17 protein-coding genes and 1 riboswitch are annotated in these 21,145 nt (G+C 34.4%); of the genes, 16 read left to right on the forward strand and 1 reads right to left on the reverse strand.

Features of this window, described 5'->3' with window-relative positions; translation table 11 throughout:
* Window positions 1–377 precede the first annotated feature (377 nt).
* The 6 genes from ACEWK1_RS22075 (at window position 378) to ACEWK1_RS22100 (ending at window position 7,877) form a co-directional block, all read left to right on the forward strand.
* Window positions 378–1,643 carry an ammonium transporter gene (locus ACEWK1_RS22075; RefSeq protein ID WP_121661218.1) on the forward strand — a complete coding sequence of 422 codons (1,266 nt, stop codon included), beginning with the start codon at window positions 378–380 and terminating at the stop codon, window positions 1,641–1,643.
* 55 nt (window positions 1,644–1,698) lie between these two features.
* Window positions 1,699–2,688: a DUF294 nucleotidyltransferase-like domain-containing protein gene (locus tag ACEWK1_RS22080; protein WP_121661219.1), complete on the forward strand. Its 990-nt coding sequence runs from the start codon at window positions 1,699–1,701 to the stop codon at window positions 2,686–2,688.
* Entirely contained in the window at window positions 2,685–3,389 is a 705-nt protein-coding gene (locus ACEWK1_RS22085; protein WP_121661220.1) for an exonuclease domain-containing protein, read from the forward strand. Before ACEWK1_RS22080 ends, ACEWK1_RS22085 begins: the two co-directional genes overlap by 4 nt.
* Before the next feature lie 156 nt (window positions 3,390–3,545).
* Window positions 3,546–3,625, forward strand: a riboswitch (cyclic di-GMP riboswitch).
* A 105-nt stretch (window positions 3,626–3,730) separates the two neighbouring features.
* Window positions 3,731–5,740 carry a methyl-accepting chemotaxis protein gene (locus ACEWK1_RS22090; RefSeq protein ID WP_212134354.1) on the forward strand — a complete coding sequence of 670 codons (2,010 nt, stop codon included), beginning with the start codon at window positions 3,731–3,733 and terminating at the stop codon, window positions 5,738–5,740.
* 138 nt (window positions 5,741–5,878) lie between these two features.
* Window positions 5,879–6,718, forward strand: coding sequence for a halocarboxylic acid dehydrogenase DehI family protein (locus ACEWK1_RS22095; protein ID WP_121661222.1), 840 nt, complete (start codon window positions 5,879–5,881; stop codon window positions 6,716–6,718).
* Window positions 6,719–7,292: 574 nt separating this feature from the next.
* Window positions 7,293–7,877: an MEDS domain-containing protein gene (locus ACEWK1_RS22100; protein ID WP_121661224.1), complete on the forward strand. Its 585-nt coding sequence runs from the start codon at window positions 7,293–7,295 to the stop codon at window positions 7,875–7,877.
* 32 nt (window positions 7,878–7,909) lie between these two features.
* Here ACEWK1_RS22100 and mscL read toward each other — a convergent pair whose 3' ends face one another.
* Window positions 7,910–8,293: a large conductance mechanosensitive channel protein MscL gene (gene mscL / locus ACEWK1_RS22105; protein ID WP_121661225.1), complete on the reverse strand. Its 384-nt coding sequence runs from the start codon at window positions 8,291–8,293 to the stop codon at window positions 7,910–7,912.
* 102 nt (window positions 8,294–8,395) lie between these two features.
* Here mscL and ACEWK1_RS22110 point away from each other — a divergent pair, with 102 nt between their 5' ends.
* The 10 genes from ACEWK1_RS22110 to ACEWK1_RS22155 all read left to right on the forward strand — a co-directional run bounded on the left by ACEWK1_RS22110 (window position 8,396) and on the right by ACEWK1_RS22155 (window position 21,089).
* Entirely contained in the window at window positions 8,396–8,962 is a 567-nt protein-coding gene (locus ACEWK1_RS22110) for a GrpB family protein (RefSeq protein WP_212134356.1), read from the forward strand.
* Between the two features lie 238 nt (window positions 8,963–9,200).
* Window positions 9,201–10,955 (forward strand): ABC transporter ATP-binding protein, encoded by a 1,755-nt coding sequence (locus ACEWK1_RS22115; protein ID WP_121661227.1) that lies wholly within the window; start codon window positions 9,201–9,203, stop codon window positions 10,953–10,955.
* Between the two features lie 8 nt (window positions 10,956–10,963).
* Entirely contained in the window at window positions 10,964–12,784 is a 1,821-nt protein-coding gene (locus ACEWK1_RS22120) for an ABC transporter ATP-binding protein (RefSeq protein WP_121661228.1), read from the forward strand.
* 293 nt (window positions 12,785–13,077) lie between these two features.
* Complete coding sequence (locus ACEWK1_RS22125; protein WP_212134359.1) at window positions 13,078–14,388, forward strand: CitMHS family transporter; 1,311 nt, start codon at window positions 13,078–13,080, stop codon at window positions 14,386–14,388.
* A gap of 122 nt (window positions 14,389–14,510) precedes the next feature.
* Window positions 14,511–16,109: an ATP-binding protein gene (locus ACEWK1_RS22130; RefSeq protein ID WP_121664923.1), complete on the forward strand. Its 1,599-nt coding sequence runs from the start codon at window positions 14,511–14,513 to the stop codon at window positions 16,107–16,109.
* Between the two features lie 20 nt (window positions 16,110–16,129).
* Window positions 16,130–16,816, forward strand: coding sequence for a response regulator transcription factor (locus ACEWK1_RS22135; RefSeq protein WP_416636662.1), 687 nt, complete (start codon window positions 16,130–16,132; stop codon window positions 16,814–16,816).
* Between the two features lie 3 nt (window positions 16,817–16,819).
* Window positions 16,820–17,794 carry a tripartite tricarboxylate transporter substrate binding protein gene (locus tag ACEWK1_RS22140; protein WP_416636663.1) on the forward strand — a complete coding sequence of 325 codons (975 nt, stop codon included), beginning with the start codon at window positions 16,820–16,822 and terminating at the stop codon, window positions 17,792–17,794.
* Window positions 17,795–18,040: 246 nt separating this feature from the next.
* The gene (locus ACEWK1_RS22145; protein ID WP_162987282.1) at window positions 18,041–18,202 is read left to right on the forward strand and encodes a hypothetical protein; all 162 of its coding nucleotides are present in this window, start codon (window positions 18,041–18,043) and stop codon (window positions 18,200–18,202) included.
* A gap of 126 nt (window positions 18,203–18,328) precedes the next feature.
* A complete protein-coding gene (locus ACEWK1_RS22150; RefSeq protein ID WP_212134363.1) occupies window positions 18,329–19,420 on the forward strand; it encodes an AbrB family transcriptional regulator in 1,092 nt (363 codons plus the stop codon).
* A 226-nt stretch (window positions 19,421–19,646) separates the two neighbouring features.
* Window positions 19,647–21,089: an NAD-dependent malic enzyme gene (locus tag ACEWK1_RS22155; protein WP_121661232.1), complete on the forward strand. Its 1,443-nt coding sequence runs from the start codon at window positions 19,647–19,649 to the stop codon at window positions 21,087–21,089.
* Window positions 21,090–21,145 lie beyond the last annotated feature (56 nt).

A 21,145-nucleotide genomic window follows, 5' to 3' on the forward strand; every position in this document is an offset into this window, starting at 1 on the left:
TGGTTTAAATGCAATGCAAACAGCGATTATTGTTAGTGCATTTCCGTTAACATTTGTTTTAATTGCAATGTCATTCTCCATTTTAAAGGACTTTAATTTAGAATTAAAAGCTAGAAAATCACGTTAGATTTAATTGTTTTTATTGAGTACCTCAAGAATTTGAGGTGCTCTTTTTATTGTTAGTGTAAAAATTTCCGTTTTGAAAGCGGAATAATCATGTTCCAAATCATCTATGTGAGATATTCTTACATACAATTATCAGAAACTTTGCAAAACGTGTTGACACTTTGAAAATATCGTATAGAATAGTAAATAAGAAATAGATGTTATATTTTCTTACATCTTGTGTAAACTAATCAAACGAGGGAGGAAATGACATGGATTCAATATTTTTAATGAACAGCTTATGGGTCATGTTAAGTGCAATTTTAGTTATTTTTATGTTAGGTGGATTTATTTTACTTGAAGCAGGATCAACAAGAATGAAAAATGCAGGTCATATTGCAGGTAAGACAATTTTCACAGTCGGCCTTGCTTCATTAGTTTACTGGGCGGTAGGATATGCCTTTACTTTTGGTGGAAATGGTAATTTCTTTATCGGGTTAACTGATTTCTTCTATTCAGGAGCACAAGCGGAAGGTATGGGATTATCCACAGCAGTATTCTTTGTTTTCCAATGTGCATTTGCCTGTATCTCAATTACAATTGCTTTAGGTGGATTTGCCGAACGTGCTAAGCTATCAATTTATCTAGTTTTTACCATCTTATTCTCAGCTCTTATTTATCCGGTTATTGCTCATTGGATTTGGGGTGGCGGTTGGTTAGCAGAACATGGTAAACAAGACTTTGCTGGATCAACAGTTGTTCACTTAACAGGTGCTATGGCAGCATTTGCAGCAACAATTTTATTAAAGCCTCGTATTGGAAAATACAATAAAGATGGCTCAGCTAATAACATTCAAGGTCATAACCAAGTATTCACAGCTTTAGGTGTTCTTATCCTTTGGGTAGGTTGGTTCGGATTTAATGCAGGTAGTACTGTAGCTGTTGATGAAGGTTTCTTCGGGTTTGTCGCTTTAAACACGAACTTAGCTGCTGGAGCAGGTGCAGTTGCAGCACTTCTTATTTCTTGGATGGTTTTAGGGAAATCTGATGTTCCAACAATGTTAAATGGTGCTTTGGCAGGATTAGTTGCTATTACAGCATCATGTGCATTCGTTGATACTTGGGCTGCAGTCGTCATTGGTTTCATTGCTGGTATTCTAGTATTCTATAGCGCAAGATTCTTTGAAAAGAGAAAAATTGACGATCCGATCTTTGCTTTATCTGTACACGGTGTTGCTGGTGTATGGGGAACTTTATCAACAGGCTTCTTTGCAACACCAGAACTAGCATCTGTTGGTAAGCCTGGTTTATTCTATGGTGGCGGATTTGACCAACTTGGCGTACAATTTATGGGTGTAGCAGTATCTGGTCTTTATGCATTCGTCGTATCTTTTGTCATCTTAGCAATTGCTAAGAAAGTGATGAATGGTCTTCGTGTAACAGAAGAAGAGGAAGTAATGGGATTAGATATGAGTGAACACGGTAGCTATGGTTACCCAGAAGTGTTTGCTTCAAAGAATCAGAATGTTGGTTCATAAACAACATAAATGGTTAGATACGCTTATATTGAATAAACGTGAGGAAGTGTCTCTCATGAACGGTGCATTTGATTCCTATGAATCAATCAAAAAGTGGAAAGACAATCATATCCACAATTATGGATCAAATACAATAGAGTTAAATAAATTTCATGATGAGATGATGAAGAGTGCTAGTAAAGTAGCACTCTTTCATCTTGAAAAAAACTCTGGGGCTCCACCTTGTGATTTTACGTGGTTTATTACAGGGAGTGGTGGACGAATTGAACAAGGTATCATTAGCGATCAAGATCATGGCTTAGTTTACGAAGAAAAGTCAGAACGTGCAAGCAAATATTTCTCTGCCCTTGGAGAAGAATTATCAAAAGGACTTCATTTAATCGGATATCCTTATTGTGAAGGAAATGTAATGAGCTCAAATCCTTTGTGGTGCAAATCTTTAGATGACTGGAAAAAGCAGCTAGTTCATTGGATGGATGAAAAGAGCTGGGAATCCATTCGATTTTTACAGATCTTTTATGACTGTAGAAGCATAGTTGGAAATGATGCTTTTATAAAGGAGTTAAAAAATACAATCTTTGAATATCGAAATACAAATCCTAAGCTTTTACAGCGATTTATGGACAATATTCAACATATTAAACATTCAGTTGGTCCATTAGGTCAAATTTATGTAGAACAAAGTGGCCAATATGAAGGATGTATTGATCTAAAAAAAGCAGCTTTTTTACCGTATGTTAATGCAATTAGGTTACTAGCAATGAAAGAGGGAATAATTGAAACCTCTACTCTTGAGAGAATTACCATCCTTAGTAAAAAAGACCCTTATCAACAAGAAATGCTTTATTATAAAAAGAATTTTGAGAAGCTCCTTGAATACCGAAGACTATTATTTGCAAGTGCTGAAAGTTATGATGATGTGCATTACTTAAACATAAAAAAAATGACTAAGGAAGAAAAAAGAGAGATAAAATTAATCTTAAAAGATGGTAAAAAACTGCATCAATATGTGCAGGGGATCATTGATAAAGGGTGTTTAGAATGACATTTGACCCATTCTTTTTTATGAGAGGTAAGCTTGGAGGCTCTCAATCTGGCCAATCGCAGCAACAAGTAGCCTACCTTAGACAATTACAACGAGAAATGAGGGTAGAGGAAACATTACATATTCCTCTTACTGAATTAAACGTCATTGTTTTTGATATCGAAACAACAGGTTTTTATCCTGATCAAGGGGACCAAATTATTTCAATAGGTGCAATTAAAGTAAAGGGAGATGAAATTAAAGAAGAGGAAACCTTTTACTCACTTGTTCGCTCAGAAAAACCAATTTCTAATGAAATTAGTTCTTTAACAGGTTTAACAAACGAGCAATTAACAACTGCTCCGCTGTTATCCGAAACCTTGTTTGAATTTTTTCGGTTTGCCCAGGACTATACACTTGTTGCTCATCATGCAAACCATGAAAAGATGTTTTTACAGCATGCCTCTTGGAAGCTATACCGGGCACCATTTAAGCACCGTCTTGTAGATATGTCCTTCTTGTACCGAATCGCAGAGCCTGAAGCAAAGCTTATTACTCTTGAAGAATGCTGCAACCATAATGGAATACCGATTATTGGTCGACATCATGCTCTGGAGGATGCCAAGTTGACCGCTCAGTTATGGAGTATTTATGTTAATAAGCTTAAAAGATTAGGGTGTGAATCTTTAAAGGATTTATATGAACGTTATACAATGGTTTAATGAAAAGGGTTATCTAGGTGATAGCTCTTTCTTTATATAGGAAAAGTTTCAGAATATAATGATTTATCTTAAAAAGATAGCCAAATTATGTTATAAGTAGTATGATAGTACTACAAAATTTTTAGACAGAATTGCCGAAATTATTTGTATATAATATAAAGAAATGGGCAAACCATTTGAAAAAATGGGACGCAAAACTAAAGGGGCTTATCATTTTATGCCAGCCAGTTGCAGATATGATTAACTTTGAACTTGTTAGTGAGCTGTCCTTATTTTTATCATTTGGGCAGTTTTATTATTTTACAGAGAGTAATAGAGGCGAGAAAGGGAGAAAGAACATCATGAAAATCCGTAATGTTTTTAAGAATAATGTATTAAAAGGTTTTGACAGAAACCTCACGATTAGAAAAAAATTAATCATTGCCTTTGCATGTATTTTACTTGTACCAAGTCTTGCTATAGGATTTATTTCTTATCAATCTGCAAAATCTGAGTTACAAGATAGCATGCTTCAAACAGCTAAGGAAAGTGTGCAACTAATTGATTCCTCTATGAATTCACAGCTAATTCCTATAGAAAAGGACATTGAATATTTTGCTCAGACAGCAAAAACGGCTAATGCAAAAATTGATATCGAGGAAATTTCGAAAATTAAATTGAAATTTAATCAATATATTGAAACAAAACCAGGAGCACAAGCGATTTATATTGGAACAGATACGGGTGAAATGATTGTTTCGCCGAAAATTCAACTTCCTGATGATTATGACCCACGTGATCGTCCTTGGTATACATTAGCAATGGAGAATAAAGGAGAAGTTGTTATAACAGATCCGTATATTGATGCTAATACAAATGAAACATCAGTTACATTTGCTAAAGTTTTAAATGATGGTTCAGGTGTAGTGGCAGTTGATGTGAACTTAAATGTACTAAAAGATATGATAAGTGTAGTGAAGGTTGGGGAAGAGGGCTATGTAACAATTGTTGATAAAACTCAAACTTACTTAATTCATCCTTCTAAGCAAGGTGAAAAGGTAACGGGTGATTGGGTAGGAAAATTATTTAAGAGTAATATTGGTGAATTTTCTTATACTATAGATGGTAAAGCGAAGGAAATGGATTTTATTACAAATGAATTAACAGGCTGGAAAATTGCTGGTACGATGTATACTAGTGAAATCTCAGAAGCCGCTAAAGGAATCTTTTTAAAAACATTAGCTGTAGTACTAGTATCATCTATTCTCGGAGCTATCGTTATTTTTGTTATTATACGTTCTATTTTACAACCAATTCGTATTTTAGTTGCTTCTTCAGAAAAAATTGCTAATGGAGATTTAGCGGTTGATATTAACATAACTTCTAATGATGAAGTAGGACAATTGTCCAAGAGCTTTAACAAAATGGTCGAAAATTTACGTGCAGTGGTTGTAAGTCTTCAAACAGCATCAGAAAGGGTGAGTTCCTCTTCTGAAGAGTTGATTGCTAGTGCAGATCAATCGACTGCTGGAACTAAACAAGTAACAGAAGCAATCCAACAGGTAGCTAGTGGAGCCGAAAGCCAAACACAGAAAATTGATGCAAATAATGCTGCATTAGATGAAGTACTACAAGGAATTCTAAGAATTTCGTCTAGCTCATCAAATGTTTCTGATTTAGCACAAGCAACTGTAAGTGAGGCAGAAGTTGGAGGGAAATTTGTAAAGGATAGCTTGGAGCAAATGAAGTTTATTCATGCCTCCGTGACAGAATCAAATCATGTCATTCAATCTTTATCCAACAGATCACAAGAAATCGGAAAGATCCTAGATGCTATTTCTGAAATTGCTAATCAAACAAATTTACTTGCATTAAATGCCGCAATTGAGGCAGCAAGAGCTGGTGAACATGGAAAAGGATTTGCAGTAGTAGCAGATGAAGTGCGCAAATTAGCAGAACAATCTCAACAATCAGCTGGTCAGATTTCTACACTAATTTCATCTATACAACAAGACACAAATCATTCCGTACAGGTAATGAGCGAAGTATCTAAAAATGCAGAGCAGGGATTAACAATATCAACAGAAACATCTGAGAAATTTGATTCGATATTGAATAGAATGAACACTATGACTCCACAAATTGAAGAAGTTTCAGCAACTGTACAGCAAATAACAGCTGCTATTCAAGAAGTTACAGCATCAGCCAATGAGCTTGCTATTATTGCAAAAGAAAGTTCAGCAACATCTGAAGAAGTAGCGGCTACAACAGAGCAACAACTTGCTTCAATGGAGGAAATTACAGCAGCCTCAAAAGCCTTAACTGGAATGGCTGAAGAACTACAATCAATTATTGATCGCTTTAAAGTATAAGCAATAGTTAAAAAGTCAGCTGAAGTTGCAGCTGGCTTTTTAAGTTTTTCAACATAAAGGTATTTTTGTGCGCAGAAAGATGTGTGGTTTAAGTTCCGGATACAGTGAATAAAAATAATGTAAGAGGGAGGGAGTTCTATGAAAAGTGACAAATATGGAGTACCTGAAATTTTTGAAGAGAACGTAAACGGAAATTTAGCTTATTTGTATCAGGATATTCAATATGTACTTAAGGTACCAATTGTAAATTTTATATTTAGAACAACTGCGCTTTATGAAGCATTTTTAAAACTAGCCTGGAGTCAAGTGCGCCCAAGCATGCTAACATCAAATATGGAAAATGCAGCTTCAGAATTAAGAAATCCAAAGCTTGGTGTTGAGATGCCTACCATTAATTGGTCAAATCATTACGACCAAGCTACCATCGAAAGAATAAAAAAGATTATTTTTACATTTAATTATGTGAATAGTAAATTATTAATCATTGCATCTGCTTGGTCAGAAAGTTTATCCAATAGAACAATCCACGGAGGAAATCAAATACATGGGTATATTCAACCGGGAATCTTGCCTAGTCTTCCGAAGATTAATCTCATAAAGATAGAAAGTGCGCCTAAAGAAGTGAAAGGTCTTTTATTAGATATAGCAAAAACTCACCATACATACGATGTAGCTAGTGATTACCGGGCATTAGGGAGATATCCTGAATTTTTAAGAAGGAGCTGGATTCACTTAAAGGAGTTTATAGGGACAGATTCCTATCAGCTATTATCAACGCAACTTAAGAAACAATCAATTGATCTTGCACATCAAATGCCCTTCCCAGTTACAATAAATAGATCTCTACTATCACAATTTTATTCTCGAAAAGAAATAGCTGGGATTATGGGGGTTATTTCCATGTTTCAGCAATTCCTTCCGCCACTGATCATAGATGGTGAATTTTTTAGAATGATGCTAAATGGAAAAAGAGCTTGATTGTAAGTGAATCAAGCTCTAAACAGACGTTAGATGAACAGTTCCCTATATACAGGTTTGGAAACCACTATCAATTTTTGGGGTTTTCATTACTGGGAAAAAGAAAATACGTAATTAAGCCGGAAAAAAGAGCCCCACCTAAAGAAATCAAAGTCCGGATTTGTATGGAAATAGCGTTACCATAGTTTTGGTCAAGTACTTTTATCGCAAAAATAAACACTATGATCATTACAGGCAGCACAATTTTAAATCTCTTCAAAAGCATCACATCCTATAAAATAATACCTAGTTTATCATATTTGATGATAATTGTTAGGACAAGAATCAAATCAATTTGGTCGTAGTCAACATTAACTGTACAGACAAATAGAAAAATAGAAAAAAATAATAATGCTTGTCCACCTCTAATAATTATGTTTAAAATATTTATTTTAAGCTAAACACACAGCGTGATTTTGATTAATTCTGTTATATTATTTAGAATTGATAACCTTTTTCAACAAATTTGTTATACTATTATATGTGAGGCAAACTATAGATTAAACAGTTTGAAGTTAAGGAGAAAATAACATAAATGATAAAAAACATGGCTGAATTTACATATAAATTAAATGAAAATGGTGGAGGCCACATTTTGTATTTTACGGAGAAATTGGATGATTATGTTCAAAACGCTGTTGAATTTATAATTAGTGGTATAAAAAACAATGAATATGTGTTGTTTGTTGAAAATGAGCCTATTAATCTTTTAGTGTCACAAAAACTAGAAAATATTCTAGGAGCAGATGAAATAAAGAGAGTCCACCAAATTAGTAATTTTGATTTCTACTGTTCCACAGGTAATTTCCATACAGTAACAATTCTAAACTACTTTTTTAACACATTAGATCCCTATTTTGATCAAAATTTAAAAATAAGATGTTGGGGGCATGTGGAATGGCCGACTCAAAAACATATTAATAGTACATTGAAAGAATTTGAATTTGAAGTAGACAGGTTAATGCCGGAAATGGATATAATTGGTGTTTGTGCATATAATTTAGACCGATTAACGAAAGAGGTCCAAAAAGCTTTAATGGAGTGTCACGGGTACTTAATGACGGATAATGAAATAATGAAACTAGTTGATGAAGCTGATGGAATAAAGAAAATATTTTAAATTAAGAAGCTCCTAGTGGCAATTTGATTCATTTATTCGTCATCCTTTTTTTCTTTTAGCAAATCACGTATTTCTTCCAGTAGAAGTTCAGTGTTTGTTTTAGTTTGACCAAAGGGCTTGTCGTTATCTATTTTCCGGAGCTTATAAAATAGTTGGACGAAGAAGAAAATACTATACGTAATGATTAAAAATTCTAGAACAGTTTGTATGAATGACCCATATTGAATAACTGATGCTCCAAAAGGTAAAGAGAAATCTTTCAAACTTATGCCGCCTAAAAGTACACCTAGTACTGGCATGACAAGATCATCAACTAATGAGCTAACGATTTTTCCAAAAGCTGTTCCGATAATTACACCTACTGCTAGGTCAATTGCATTCCCTCTTATGGCGAATTGTAGAAATTGTTTTAGCATGTTATTTACTCCAATCTATTCAATACTTTGAAACAGGACACTATAAAACAGTCCTTACTAAAGATTATTCACATAAGACAAGTTTAGAAGGAGAAGAAGAATATGAAGATTTCATTGTCTGAATATGATCCAAATTGGCAGCAACAATTTTTACTTGAAAAGGAAAGATTGCAAACTAGACTTCAGTTTATCAACCCGATGATTGAGCATATTGGAAGTACGTCAATAATCGGTTTATCAGCAAAGCCAATAATTGATATGATGATTGGTGTTAGAGAGGAAAATCAGCTTGAAAAGGTTGTTGATGCATTGGCACAATCCCCTTATGTTTATGTTTCGATCTATGATAAACAGCTACCGTTTCGACGTTTCTTTATCGTCGTTAAAAAAGCTTATGCAGATTTATACCCGCATGTTTTAACAACAGAGAACTTTATGGAGATTCCCCATCAACACCGGATAGCACATATACATACAGTTCCTTTTGAGAGTCAATGGTGGGAGGATCATCTTTTATTTCGTGATTTTCTTACACAATCGAAAGAACATCTTTTGGAGTATGAAAACTTTAAAAAGGAATTAGCGCAGAAGGAATGGACTAATGGAAATGAGTATGCTGGTGCAAAGGCGAAATTTATTCAGTCTATTCTTAATGAAGCAAAATCATAGGGCGGGTTTTTAGAAGATGCTTATCATTTAGTTGAAATTTCACTAATGATGAGCATCTTTTTTCATCCAAAAGTAGTAGATCTTTCGTCCACTAGAGGGAGGTAAGTTCCTTCAAAGGATATATTTTTAGAAAATTAAGCCAAATATATGGATAATTATTTCGATTGTCGATATATTTAAACGTATTACGTTATATTTATAGGTAGTGTGATGGTAAGCCACTTAGGGGAGGGGAAGTATGGAAACGTTTAAAAAGTTAAAAAGCTTTTATTGGCCATACAGAAAGTATTTCTTATGGTCATTGTTCTTTGTCTTATTTATTACAGCCATTACCGTGATTTATCCAATCGTTCTGCAATTAACAATCGATGAAATAGTATTAAAGGGGCAATATGATTATATTCCATGGATTGTAGTTGGATTTTTATCACTGATGGTTATAAAAGGGGTATCTGCATTTTTTCATCAATATTTAGGAGATATGTTTGGGATACAGTCAGTTTATAAACTTAGAAATGCCTTATATGAAAAGTTACAACGATTGCCTTTTATTTACTATGATAATGCTAAAACGGGTGATTTAATGTCCCGATTGACCGCTGATGTAGAAGGATTTCGCTTCTTTTTATCTTTTGGTTTTTCAGAGCTTGTTCGATTTTTATTATTAATATGCGGATCCTTAACAGTTATGTTTATTTATTCTGTTCCGTTAACGTTTGTGACAATTGCTGCTTTACCTTTTTTAGCAGTAGCTGTATATCATTTCGATAAACGTGTTCATCCTGCTTTTCGGAACATTCGTGAATCATTTGGAAAGCTAAACACGAATGTGCAAGAAAATATTAGTGGAATACAAACGGTTAAGGCACTTTCACGTGAGGGTTTTGAAATATCAAAGTTTAACCAAGCAAATGGCAACTACAAAGAAAAATCATTAACAACCTCCTTTGTTTGGGCTAAATTTTTCCCACTTATGGAGTTAATCGGAAATATATGTGTTGTAGCATTACTGGCATACGGTAGTGTACTTGTTATTCAAGGAGGCCTACAGCCTGGTGAGCTTGTTGCTTTTTTTAGTTTAGTTTGGTATTTGATGACTCCAATCATGCACTTAGGATTTGTGATTAACTTATTTTCGCAATCAAAGGCTTCTGGAGAGCGATTACTTGAAATTTTAGAGGCTGATGAAAGCATTCGAGATCAAGAAAATATCCTTCCCGATACTAAAATAAATGGAGAGGTAGCCTTTTGTAATGTAAGTTTACGTTATAAAGAGGAAGAATCACTGGCATTACATCAACTAACTTTTCAGGCAGCAATGGGAAAAACAATCGGGTTAATTGGTTCAACTGGTTCTGGTAAAACAAGTTTGACTCAGTTGATGACAAGGTTTTATACACCAACAAGTGGTCAAATTTTAATTGATGGAAAAGATATACGTGATTATTCATTAAAAGCATTACGCTCAAATATAGGAGTGGTTTTACAAGAATCATTTTTATTTTCATCCACAATTAAATCAAATATAGCTTACGGAAGACCAGATGCCACGATAGACGAAATTATTGATGCAGCAAAGCGCGCTCAGGCACATGATTTCATTATGGAACTGAAAGACGGATACGATACGATGCTAGGTGAAAGAGGACTCGGGCTTTCGGGAGGACAAAAGCAAAGAATTGCAATTGCCAGAGCAATTTGCATGGATCCACGCATTCTTATTTTAGATGATGCAACAAGTGCTGTAGATATGACGACAGAGTCTCATATTCAACAAGCGTTAAAAGAAGTGATGAAGGGGAGAACAACATTTATCATCGCCCATCGTATTTCTTCTCTGAAGCATGCTGATGAGATCCTTGTCCTTGATAGTGGCTCAATTATTGAGAGAGGAACTCATGAAAAGCTCCTACAGCAAGAAGGTTATTACAAGCGAATCTATGATATTCAATATAAAGATCAAAAAGCTGTTTTACACTCAACAGCAGGGTAGGTGACGACATGGGAAACAAAGATATAAAAGAAAAAATTAAGGAGAGATTTCATTACTCCTCAGAAACGGTTATAGATAAACCATTTAATTGGCAGCAAATGTGGCGATTACTAAGTTACTTAAAACCGTATTCCAGAACATTACTTCCAGCAGCATTTATTGCTGTCCTCATTTCTGCAGTGGTCCGTCTCGTGACACCTATTTTAATAGGAAAATATACACTAGATTATGCAATTGCAAATAAGGATACCGAGCTTCTCATTATCTTAGTTACGACAATTTCTTGTCTTTATCTTGTGTCTTACATAGCCAACACATTTCGAATTAGATGGATGAACATGCTTGGTCAAAATGTAATCTATGATATTAGAAAGCATATATTTACTCATGTTCAATCATTGTCTCACAGATTTTTTGATCAGCGTTCAGCAGGTTCTATCCTAGTTCGAATTATGAACGATATTAATTCCCTTCAGGAGCTATTTACTAGTGGGGTCATTAACCTGTTAATGGATTTCATCCTCTTAATCGGGGTTGTAGTACTTTTGTTTACTTTAAGTCCTCAACTCACATTAGCAATTATGGTCATTGTGCCACTTATGTTTTTCATTTCTACCAGTCTACGAAAAAAAATACGTCGTTCTTGGCAAACTGTACGATTAAAGCAATCAAAACTGAATTCACATCTGAATGAATCCATTCAGGGGATCCGAGTGACTCAATCATTTACACAAGAAAAAGAAAACATTGAATACTTTGATGGAGTTAACACGGAGAATTTTGGGTCATGGCAAAATGCTACGAAACGCAATGCAATGTTTACACCAATGGTTGAGATGACAAACGCAATTGGTACTGCTATTTTAATTGCTTATGGAGCAACCCTGATAGCAAATGAATCAATTACAATTGGAACTTTTGTTTCTTTTGCTTTTTATTTAGGAATGTTTTGGGAACCGATTTCGAGACTAGGTCAGGTATATAATCAATTGTTAATGGGGATGGCCTCTTCAGAAAGAATATTTGAATTTATTGATGAAAAACCGAATGTTGCTGATTCAGATAATCCGACCATCCTTAAGAGTATGAAGGGTAAAATTGACTTTGAATCAGTTGAATTTGCCTATGATTCTTCTAGAAAAGCACTCAACAAGATCTCTTTATCAATTCCTGCCGGGCAAACAGTTGCATTGGTAGGCCATACAGGTTCTGGAAAAACAACAATCGCTAATTTAATTAGTCGTTTTTACGATGCAACTGGGGGAAGTGTAAAAATTGATGATATAAATATTAAAAATGTATCAATCAGTGAATTAAGATCACGTATCAGTGTTGTTCTTCAAGATACATTTATTTTTTCAGGGACAATTATGGATAATATTCGATTCGGTTGCCCAACAGCTTCGGACGAACAAGTGATAAATGCGGCGAAAGCAGTTGGTGCGGATGATTTCATATGCCGCTTGTCTAGTGGCTACTTAACAGAAGTAGAGGAAAGAGGAAATGTATTGTCAGTAGGTGAACGACAACTTATCTCATTTGCTCGGGCACTACTTGCAGATCCAACCATTATTATTCTTGATGAAGCAACTGCAAGTATTGATACTGAAACAGAAGTGAAAATTCAACAAGCATTGAAAACCCTCCTGAGTGGAAGAACTGCAATAATGATTGCCCATCGACTTTCAACAATTCGTGAGGCTGATAATATCATTGTTTTGGATCATGGTAACATTATGGAGCAAGGAAATCATGAGCAACTAATGGAAAAACAGGGTGTCTACTATGGATTGGTCAAAGCTCAATTTAATATGTTAGAAGTGGGATAATCCTATATATACCAAATAAAATAATAGTTTTTGTGATTTATACTAGAAAGCGCCCAAAATGGGTGCTTTTTTCATTCATAAAACAGAGATGAAATTTAAATTTCTTATAAAACCTTCGTGAATTAAATGAACAATACATATTAATTGTTCGAAAAGATTTATACATACAAATAGGTTTTTAAGGATAAATCAACCATAATATTTACCCCCATTTTTCCTTCATTTATAGTTGGAAATAACAAAGAATTCTAATTATTACATTTTGTAAGCGTGTTCAGATATGGAGGGTTATTATGTTAGCTATATTAGGTTTTCTAATGGTATTTGTGTTTATGTTTTTAATAATGACTGGTAGACTATCAGCTTTAATCGCTTTAATTCTTATTCCTGTTTTATTTGCAATTGTTGGAGGGTTTGCGAGTGATTTAGGACCAATGCTAATAGATGGCATAAATCAATTAGCTCCTACCGGTGTTATGCTTATGTTTGCGATTTTATATTTTGGTATTATGATTGATGCTGGATTATTTGATCCTGTTGTAGGGGCAATTTTAAAGGCTGTTAAAGGTGATCCATTAAAAATTATTATCGGAACTGCAGTGTTAGCATTAGTTGTATCCTTAGATGGAGATGGGACAACAACCTATATGATTACAATTTCAGCTATGTTTCCACTGTATCAACGATTAAAAATGAATCCATTAATTCTTCCGTGTATAGCGATCATGAGTGTTGGTGTAACAAATCTTACGCCATGGGGGGGACCAACTGCCCGCGCAGTTAGTGCTTTAAATTTGGATATGTCAGAAGTGTTTGTGCCACTTGTTCCTGCAATGATAGGTGGAGCCATATGGGTTATCTTTGTTGCGTATTTATTTGGAGTTAAAGAAAGAAAACGTGTTGGAACTTTAGAGTTAGATCAATTACCACAGCAACAGTTGATCGCATTTAATCAACAAGCAGCAGCATCAGAAGTGCATTCAGAAAAACGTCCAAAGCTAATTTGGATCAACTTTGCACTAACTGTCCTACTTCTTTTAGGATTAATAATGGGAATTATGCCTCTACCCGCTTTATTTATGATTGGCTTTGCACTTGCAATTGTGATTAATTACCCTAATTTAGAAGAACAAAAGGAACGCATTAAAGCACATGCTGGAAATGTTTTAGCTGTTGTATCGCTTGTTTTTGCTGCTGGTGCATTCACTGGTATTCTATCAGGTACGAAGATGGTTGATGCAATGGCAAACAGTCTTGTTGCGTTAATTCCAGATGCATTAGGCTCTTATTTACCGATTATTACAGCACTGACGAGTATGCCTTTTACTTTTTTTATGTCAAACGATGCATATTATTTTGGCATGCTACCAATCATTGCTGAAGCAGCTACTAGTTATGGAATCAATCCAGTTGAAATTGCTCGTGCATCATTAATTGGTCAACCCGTTCATTTGTTAAGTCCTTTAGTTGCTTCAACGTATTTGTTAGTGGGTATGTCAAAAGTAGAGTTTGGTGACTTTCAAAAATTTACGTTAAAATGGACTGTTGGTACTTCACTTACCATGTTAATTGTTTCAATTATTGTTGGTGTAATCTCTATATAAAATCATGTAAGAGCTAGAGAGTTACTCTAGCTCTTTTAAAAGTAAATATAGTTAAAATAGGTTGTTAAGATGATGGTATAATCTTTAAAATGATTTAATTTATGATTGAAAAGGACATGAAAATGAGAGGGAAAAATAAAATTTCATTGCAATTTAAAGTATTGTCGCTGATAAGCGTCCTATTATTAGTTATCATTTTACTTTTAGCTGGTATTTTCTCGTATATATTATACGTTGATTCAAGGACTCAAGCAGAGCAGCTCGTGTTGCAAACAGCAAAAACGATTTCTTTCATGCCAGAGCTTTACGAGGCAATTAAAGAAGATAACTTGGAGGAAATATTCCGACCAATTGCCGAACAGGTTAAAGACCAGGCAAATGCTTCAAATATAGTAATAGAGAACCGTGAACTCATCATTTACTCTCATTCCGATTTGGAATTAATTGGACAAAGAAACTCTAATCATACAAATGACCAAGCTTTAATTTTTGGTGGATCAAATAGCTTTGAAATAGATAGAGAACAAGGGCGAGTTATTGTTGGGAAAGTTCCAATCATTGCTGACTATGGTACATATAGTCAGGTTATTGGAACAGTATCTGTAGAATTTTTAGAGAAAGATCTTCTTTACAATTTATATAAGAAAATAAAATTTATTATATTTGCTTCTCTTGGAGTATTCATTTTGGGAATCATCGGTGGAATTTATTTAACAAACAATATAAGAAAAGATACTCTTGGATTAGAGCCACATGAAATTTCATCTTTATTTCGAGAAAGAAATGCGATACTTTCTTCTATAAAAGAAGGAATTATCGCTATTAATGAAAGAGGGCTCATCACAATGATTAATATATCAGCATCAGATATGTTAAACATTAATGAAAAACAGTTCATTAATCAACATATTCATGATATTTTACCCAATATCAAAATTGATACTGTATTGAAAACTGGACAGAATATCCATAATGTAGAGCTGCTACTTCATGATAAAATGTATATTTTTAATTTCATTCCTATCATTGAACATGGCAAAGTTGTTGGAGTGGTTTCAAGTTTTCGTGATAAAACAGAACTAAAGAAATTAATAGATACAATTTCAGAAGTTCGTAACTATTCAGAAGGCCTTCGAGCACAAACACATGAGTATGCAAACAAATTATATTTATTATCAGGCTTATTACAATTAGAAAAATATCAAGATGCACTTGATTTTATAAATAAAGAATCAATGATCCATCATCACCAAACAAAACTTTTGTTTAATCAAATTCAAGACCTTAATATTCAGGCAATCCTATTAGGTAAATTGGGAAGAGCGTCAGAGATGAAGATTCATTTTGAAATAGACCCGGAAAGTTATGTAGATCCTCTCCCAAAACATATTGGAGTAACAGAGATTATCACAATTATTGGGAATTTAATTGACAATGCTTTTGAATCAGTCATTTTTCAAGATGAGAGAAAAGTTTCATTTTCTATAACAAACATCGGGAATGATATTATTATAGAGGTAACTGATAGTGGCAATGGGTTATCAAAAGAACAATTTGATACACTTTTTGCAGTTGGCTTTTCTTCTAAAGGTGAAAATAGAGGATATGGACTATATAATGTAAAACGCATTGTAGATGCCTTAAACGGAGATATTGATGTAATTAATGGTAAAGAAGGAGGGGCAATCTTCACAGTGTTTCTTCCAAAGGAAGTTAAGTAAAGATTAAGGAGAAGGTTCAAATGATTAACGTTTTAATTGCAGAAGATGATTTTCGAATTGCACAGGTTCAGGAGCAATTTCTAAAGAAGGTAGCAGACGTTCAATTAGTAGGAAAGGCACTAAATGCAAAAGAAACGATGAAGATGTTGAACGAAAATAAAGTTGATCTGCTTTTACTTGATATATATTTACCAGATGAATTAGGTACAGATATATTACCTAGAATTAGAGAGTTATATCCTACCACCGATGTAATCATGATCACAGCCGCAACTGAAAAAGACATGCTTGAAACGTCTATAAGACAAGGTGTATTTCATTATTTATTAAAACCTGTTACGATGGAAAAATTTATTGAAACAATTGAAAACTATAAAAATAGAAGGAAATTATTTTATAGCCAAGATGAAGTAACTCAAGTATTCATTGATCAATATTTTACAAAAGGAAATCAACAAACACTAAATCAAAAAGATTTACCTTCCGGAGTTGATAAAATAACACTACAAAAGGTAGTTGAGGTTCTCAATGCTAGTAACGGTGGTGTTACGATTGAAGAGATGGGGGAAAGAATGGGTGCATCAAGAACAACTGCAAGAAGGTACTTGGAGTATCTCGTCTCAATTGATGTTTGTATATCAAAACATGAATATGGCATAGTTGGAAGACCGGAGAGAAAGTATTTTAAAAAAGGTGGAGTTTATTAGGTAATGATGAGAAAAAGAACCTTATTTGTTTGCTTATATTTTCTCCTTTTCCTTTTTGGATGTTCAGTACAAGAAAATAATAAAATTCCGCTTAATGAAGATATAACTATCATAGCCCCAAGCTCAAAAGGTGGAGGGTGGGATTTAACAGCAAGAGCTGTGCAACGTACTCTTTTAAGTGAAGGGATCATAGAAGAAGATATTCAAGTAGTGAATAAAATTGGTGCTGGTGGAGAACTAGGATGGAAATTTTTAAGTCAGCAAGATGGACAAGTACTTGCAATGAATTCAAGTCTTCTTATAACAAATCATTTGTTAGGTCAAAGTAAGCTAACATTTAAAGATTTTACTCCAATCGCAACATTGGCAACTGAATGGGAAGCAGTTATTGTCTCAAAAGAATCTGAAATGAATAGTGCCAAAATGTTAATGGAAAATATGAAATCAGCACCAGAATCTTTTAAAATTGGGGTTTCGCCGAGACTAGGAAACGATGACCAACTTTCTTTTGTATTGGCTAGTAAACAAGCAGATTTAGAGCCAACAAAGCTTAATTTCCGGGTATATGAAAATAGCCAGCAGGTTGTTGATGCATTACTTGCAAAACAAATAGATGTTGCCACTATGACAATATCAGAAGCAATTAAGTATTATGAGTTACATCAAGTAAAGCTTCTAGTCGTTTCGGCCGATAAACGATTGAGTGAACTTCCAATGATTCCCACCTGGAAGGAGGAAGGGATAGACGTCGTTTTTAGCCATTGGCGAGGGATAATGGGACCGCCTAATATGACGAAAGAAGAGATTTCATTTTGGGATAAGACATTAAGTGAAATGGTCAAAACAAAAAAATGGCAAGGGATACTAGACGAATATATGTGGAAGAGTTTTTATAAAGACAGTAAAGATACCTTTAATTATCTTAAACAACAAAGTGAGATGTATGAGCGTTTAATGGGGGTTAATGAGATGAGTTGATTCTTGTGAACAAAATGGTCAAAACTCACTTAATGAACATAATAAAATAATTATTTGTATTATTTACTTTGAAAGTAACTGGAATTATCATATGGAATGAAAGGTTGCATAACTGTATGTCTTAGCAAGTGTTTCTACAGGGGAACTTTATACTATTAAAAGGTTGCATTTTAAAATTTTAGTTGACAAGTTTACCATTTTGATTTGATGATTAGCTTTTTAACAATGATATTGGGGGAGCAAAAAATGTGGGTAATTACTGTTTATTCTACTGATGAAAGTATTAAAATGTTCGAATATGAAAGTGAATTAGAAGCTAAAGAATCACTACAAAGCATGAAAGGACGTAGTATCCTCTCACATGTTGTTTATTTTAATGATTACTTAGTAGAAACAGTAGCTAATTAATAGAATCCAAAGTGACCCTATAAAGTACTTTTTTCCCATTGTTATGTGAAAAGGGTAGTGAATTAGGGTCATTTTTTAGTTGTTGTAACAGAAGTTAGGAACGCAGATTAAGAGGGGTGATTAAGGTTGATCAAGCAAATGAACCTTTATTTTATTTTTGAAACAGTCATTGTTGGAGTAGTTGGGGGAACTCTTTTCTTACTATTTCATTTGCCTTTAGCATGGATGCTTGGTCCATTAAGTGCTGTTATGCTTTGGAAGTTGGTCACTAAACGAAAATTACATTGGCCGGTTGGTTTTCGTAACGGTGGACAGATGATTTTAGGCTTTAGTATGGGGTTATCATTTACAACGGAGAGTGCAAGGCAAATAGTCCAGCAATTTCCCTCAATGATGGTAACAACAATTTTAATGGTTGGATTTGGTCTTATAATGGCTAAGTTTATTTCAAAGGTCACAAAAATGAAGGTAGCAAGTGCGGTCATGGGGACAACACCCGGAGGATTATCACAAATGGTTATTTTAAGTGAAGAAATTACTGATGCAGAACCAACAATTGTTACATTTATGCAAACGGTGAGAATGTTAACGGTTATTTTCCTAGTACCTTTCTTAACGATCCATGCATTATCTAGCTCTCACACCGATAGCCTCGTGGAAGACCCTGTTTCTCAAATGAATACAAGCGGTTACATACAACTATTAATCTTTTTAGTCATTGTTTTCTTTCTTACAAAATTGGCCATTCGTTTTAAATGCCCTACTCCATGGATTATTGGTCCCCTTATTTCTTCGGCACTATTAACTGTATTTGGGTTTGATGTTCCACCTGTGCCTGATTTTTTGACTATATTGGCCCAGCTTTGCTTGGGGATCTACCTAGGTCTTGGAATGAAAACAAATATGCTAGGTAATTGGCGAAGTTTGTTACCGGTTACAGTCTTGTCATCATTGCTTATTGTTGGGTTTGCTCTTTTATTAGCATACGGATTACATAGCTTATACTCTATTTCCATGTCTACAGCTTTTCTATGCATTGCTCCGGGCGGGTTACCTGAAATGGGTGTCACAGCTCATACAGTTAATGCGGATGTTTCAATGGTCGCTGCCTTCCAATTATTTCGTGTATTTTTTATCTTATTCATCATTCCGTTATTCTTAAGAAAATTTTTTGGTGGAAATTCAATTGAGGAAAAGTCAGTTACTACAAGCTATTAAATTCCGTAAATAAAATGAACAAAATACACAGAAAAAATTAAAAGCAATAAATTGTCAAAACGATTACAGGTAAGAGAACCTATAATAAAATGTATTCAGGATATTAAAACGCTTCCAATTATCTGATTTATTTCAAGCGCAAATGCTTACAGGCTTTCGCTACGTACAAGAAATAGATTAGTCGTTCTAATATCCCCTTTATTGATAAAGCATTTGGAGGTATCGAATGTCTCAACTTAGTAATGCAAGCATGAATATAATTATTAGACTTCATTTTCAGAAAAACCTTATTACGTTTAGTGAGATTGCTAAGGTAATTGGGGAAGCTGGAGGTGATGTAATTGGAATTGATGTGATTTCAACAAGTAAAACACAAACGGTACGAGACATAACAATAACAGTAAAGAACCAGCAACATGGTCAAACTGTTATGGACGAAATCGGTCAACTTGAAGGTGTAAAGATTTTGTCAGTTTCTGATCGAACATTTCTATTGCATCTTGGAGGGAAAATAGAAATCACTCCAAAAAATCCGATTAAAAATCGAGATGATTTATCTAGAGTTTATACACCTGGAGTCGCACAAGTATGTAACGCCATTGCTGATGAGCCACTTAAAGCTCACTCGTTAACGATTAAACGAAATACGGTTGCGGTTGTTTCTGATGGAACTGCAGTTTTAGGACTAGGCGATATTGGGCCTTTGGCTGCAATGCCTGTTATGGAAGGAAAAGCAATGCTGTTTAAACAAATGGCAGATGTAGATGCATTCCCCATATGTCTTGATACGAAAGATCCGGAAGAGATTATTTCGATTGTCAAATCAATTGCGCCTGCCTTTGGAGGTATTAATTTAGAAGATATTTCTTCTCCTAGGTGCTTTGAAATTGAAGAAAGATTAAAGGCTGAAATGGACATACCTGTCTTTCATGACGACCAACATGGAACAGCTGTCGTATTACTAGCAGGTCTTTACAATGCACTAAAGCTTACTGGTAAAAATATTGAATCAATTAAAGTTGTCTTGAATGGTGTAGGTGCTGCTGGAACAGCTTGTGCAAAAATGTTGTTAGCTGCTGGTGTAAAAAACATCATTGGTGTTGATCGAGCAGGTGCTATTAATAGAAATGAAACATACGAAAATAAAAATTGGACAGACTTTGCATACATGACAAACCCAGAAAATATCAGTGGTTCCTTAACTGACGTAATAATAGGAGCAGATGTTTTCATCGGAGTTTCAGCTCCTGGTGTGTTAACGGTAGAACATCTTAAAACAATGGCGAAAGATCCAATTGTGTTCGCATTAGCTAACCCTGTACCCGAGATTGATCCAGAACTAGCTGAACCATATGTTAGAGTGATGGCGACAGGTAGATCCGATTTTCCAAATCAGATTAATAATGTCCTTTGTTTCCCTGGTATTTTTAGAGGAGCACTTGATTGCCGGGCTTCAGAAATTAATGAAGAAATGAAAATTGCTACTGCAAAAGCTATTGCTAATGTCGTTTCTGATGATGAATTAAGTGAAACCTACATTGTTCCAAGTGTTTTCAATCAAAAGGTTGTTGAAAAGGTACGCGAGGCAGTGGTAAAGGCTGCTTATGAATCTGGTGTGGCAAGAAAAGATCTGTTTAAAGAAGAAAATGCACTAGTGAGAAGTTATTAGTAAAAAATCTTAGGTTACTAGTTTTTCAAAACAAGTAGCTTAAGATTTTTTTGCTT

This window comes from Metabacillus sp. YM-086 (genome assembly GCF_048059995.1).
GTDB classification, from domain to species: domain Bacteria; phylum Bacillota; class Bacilli; order Bacillales; family Bacillaceae; genus Metabacillus; species Metabacillus litoralis_B.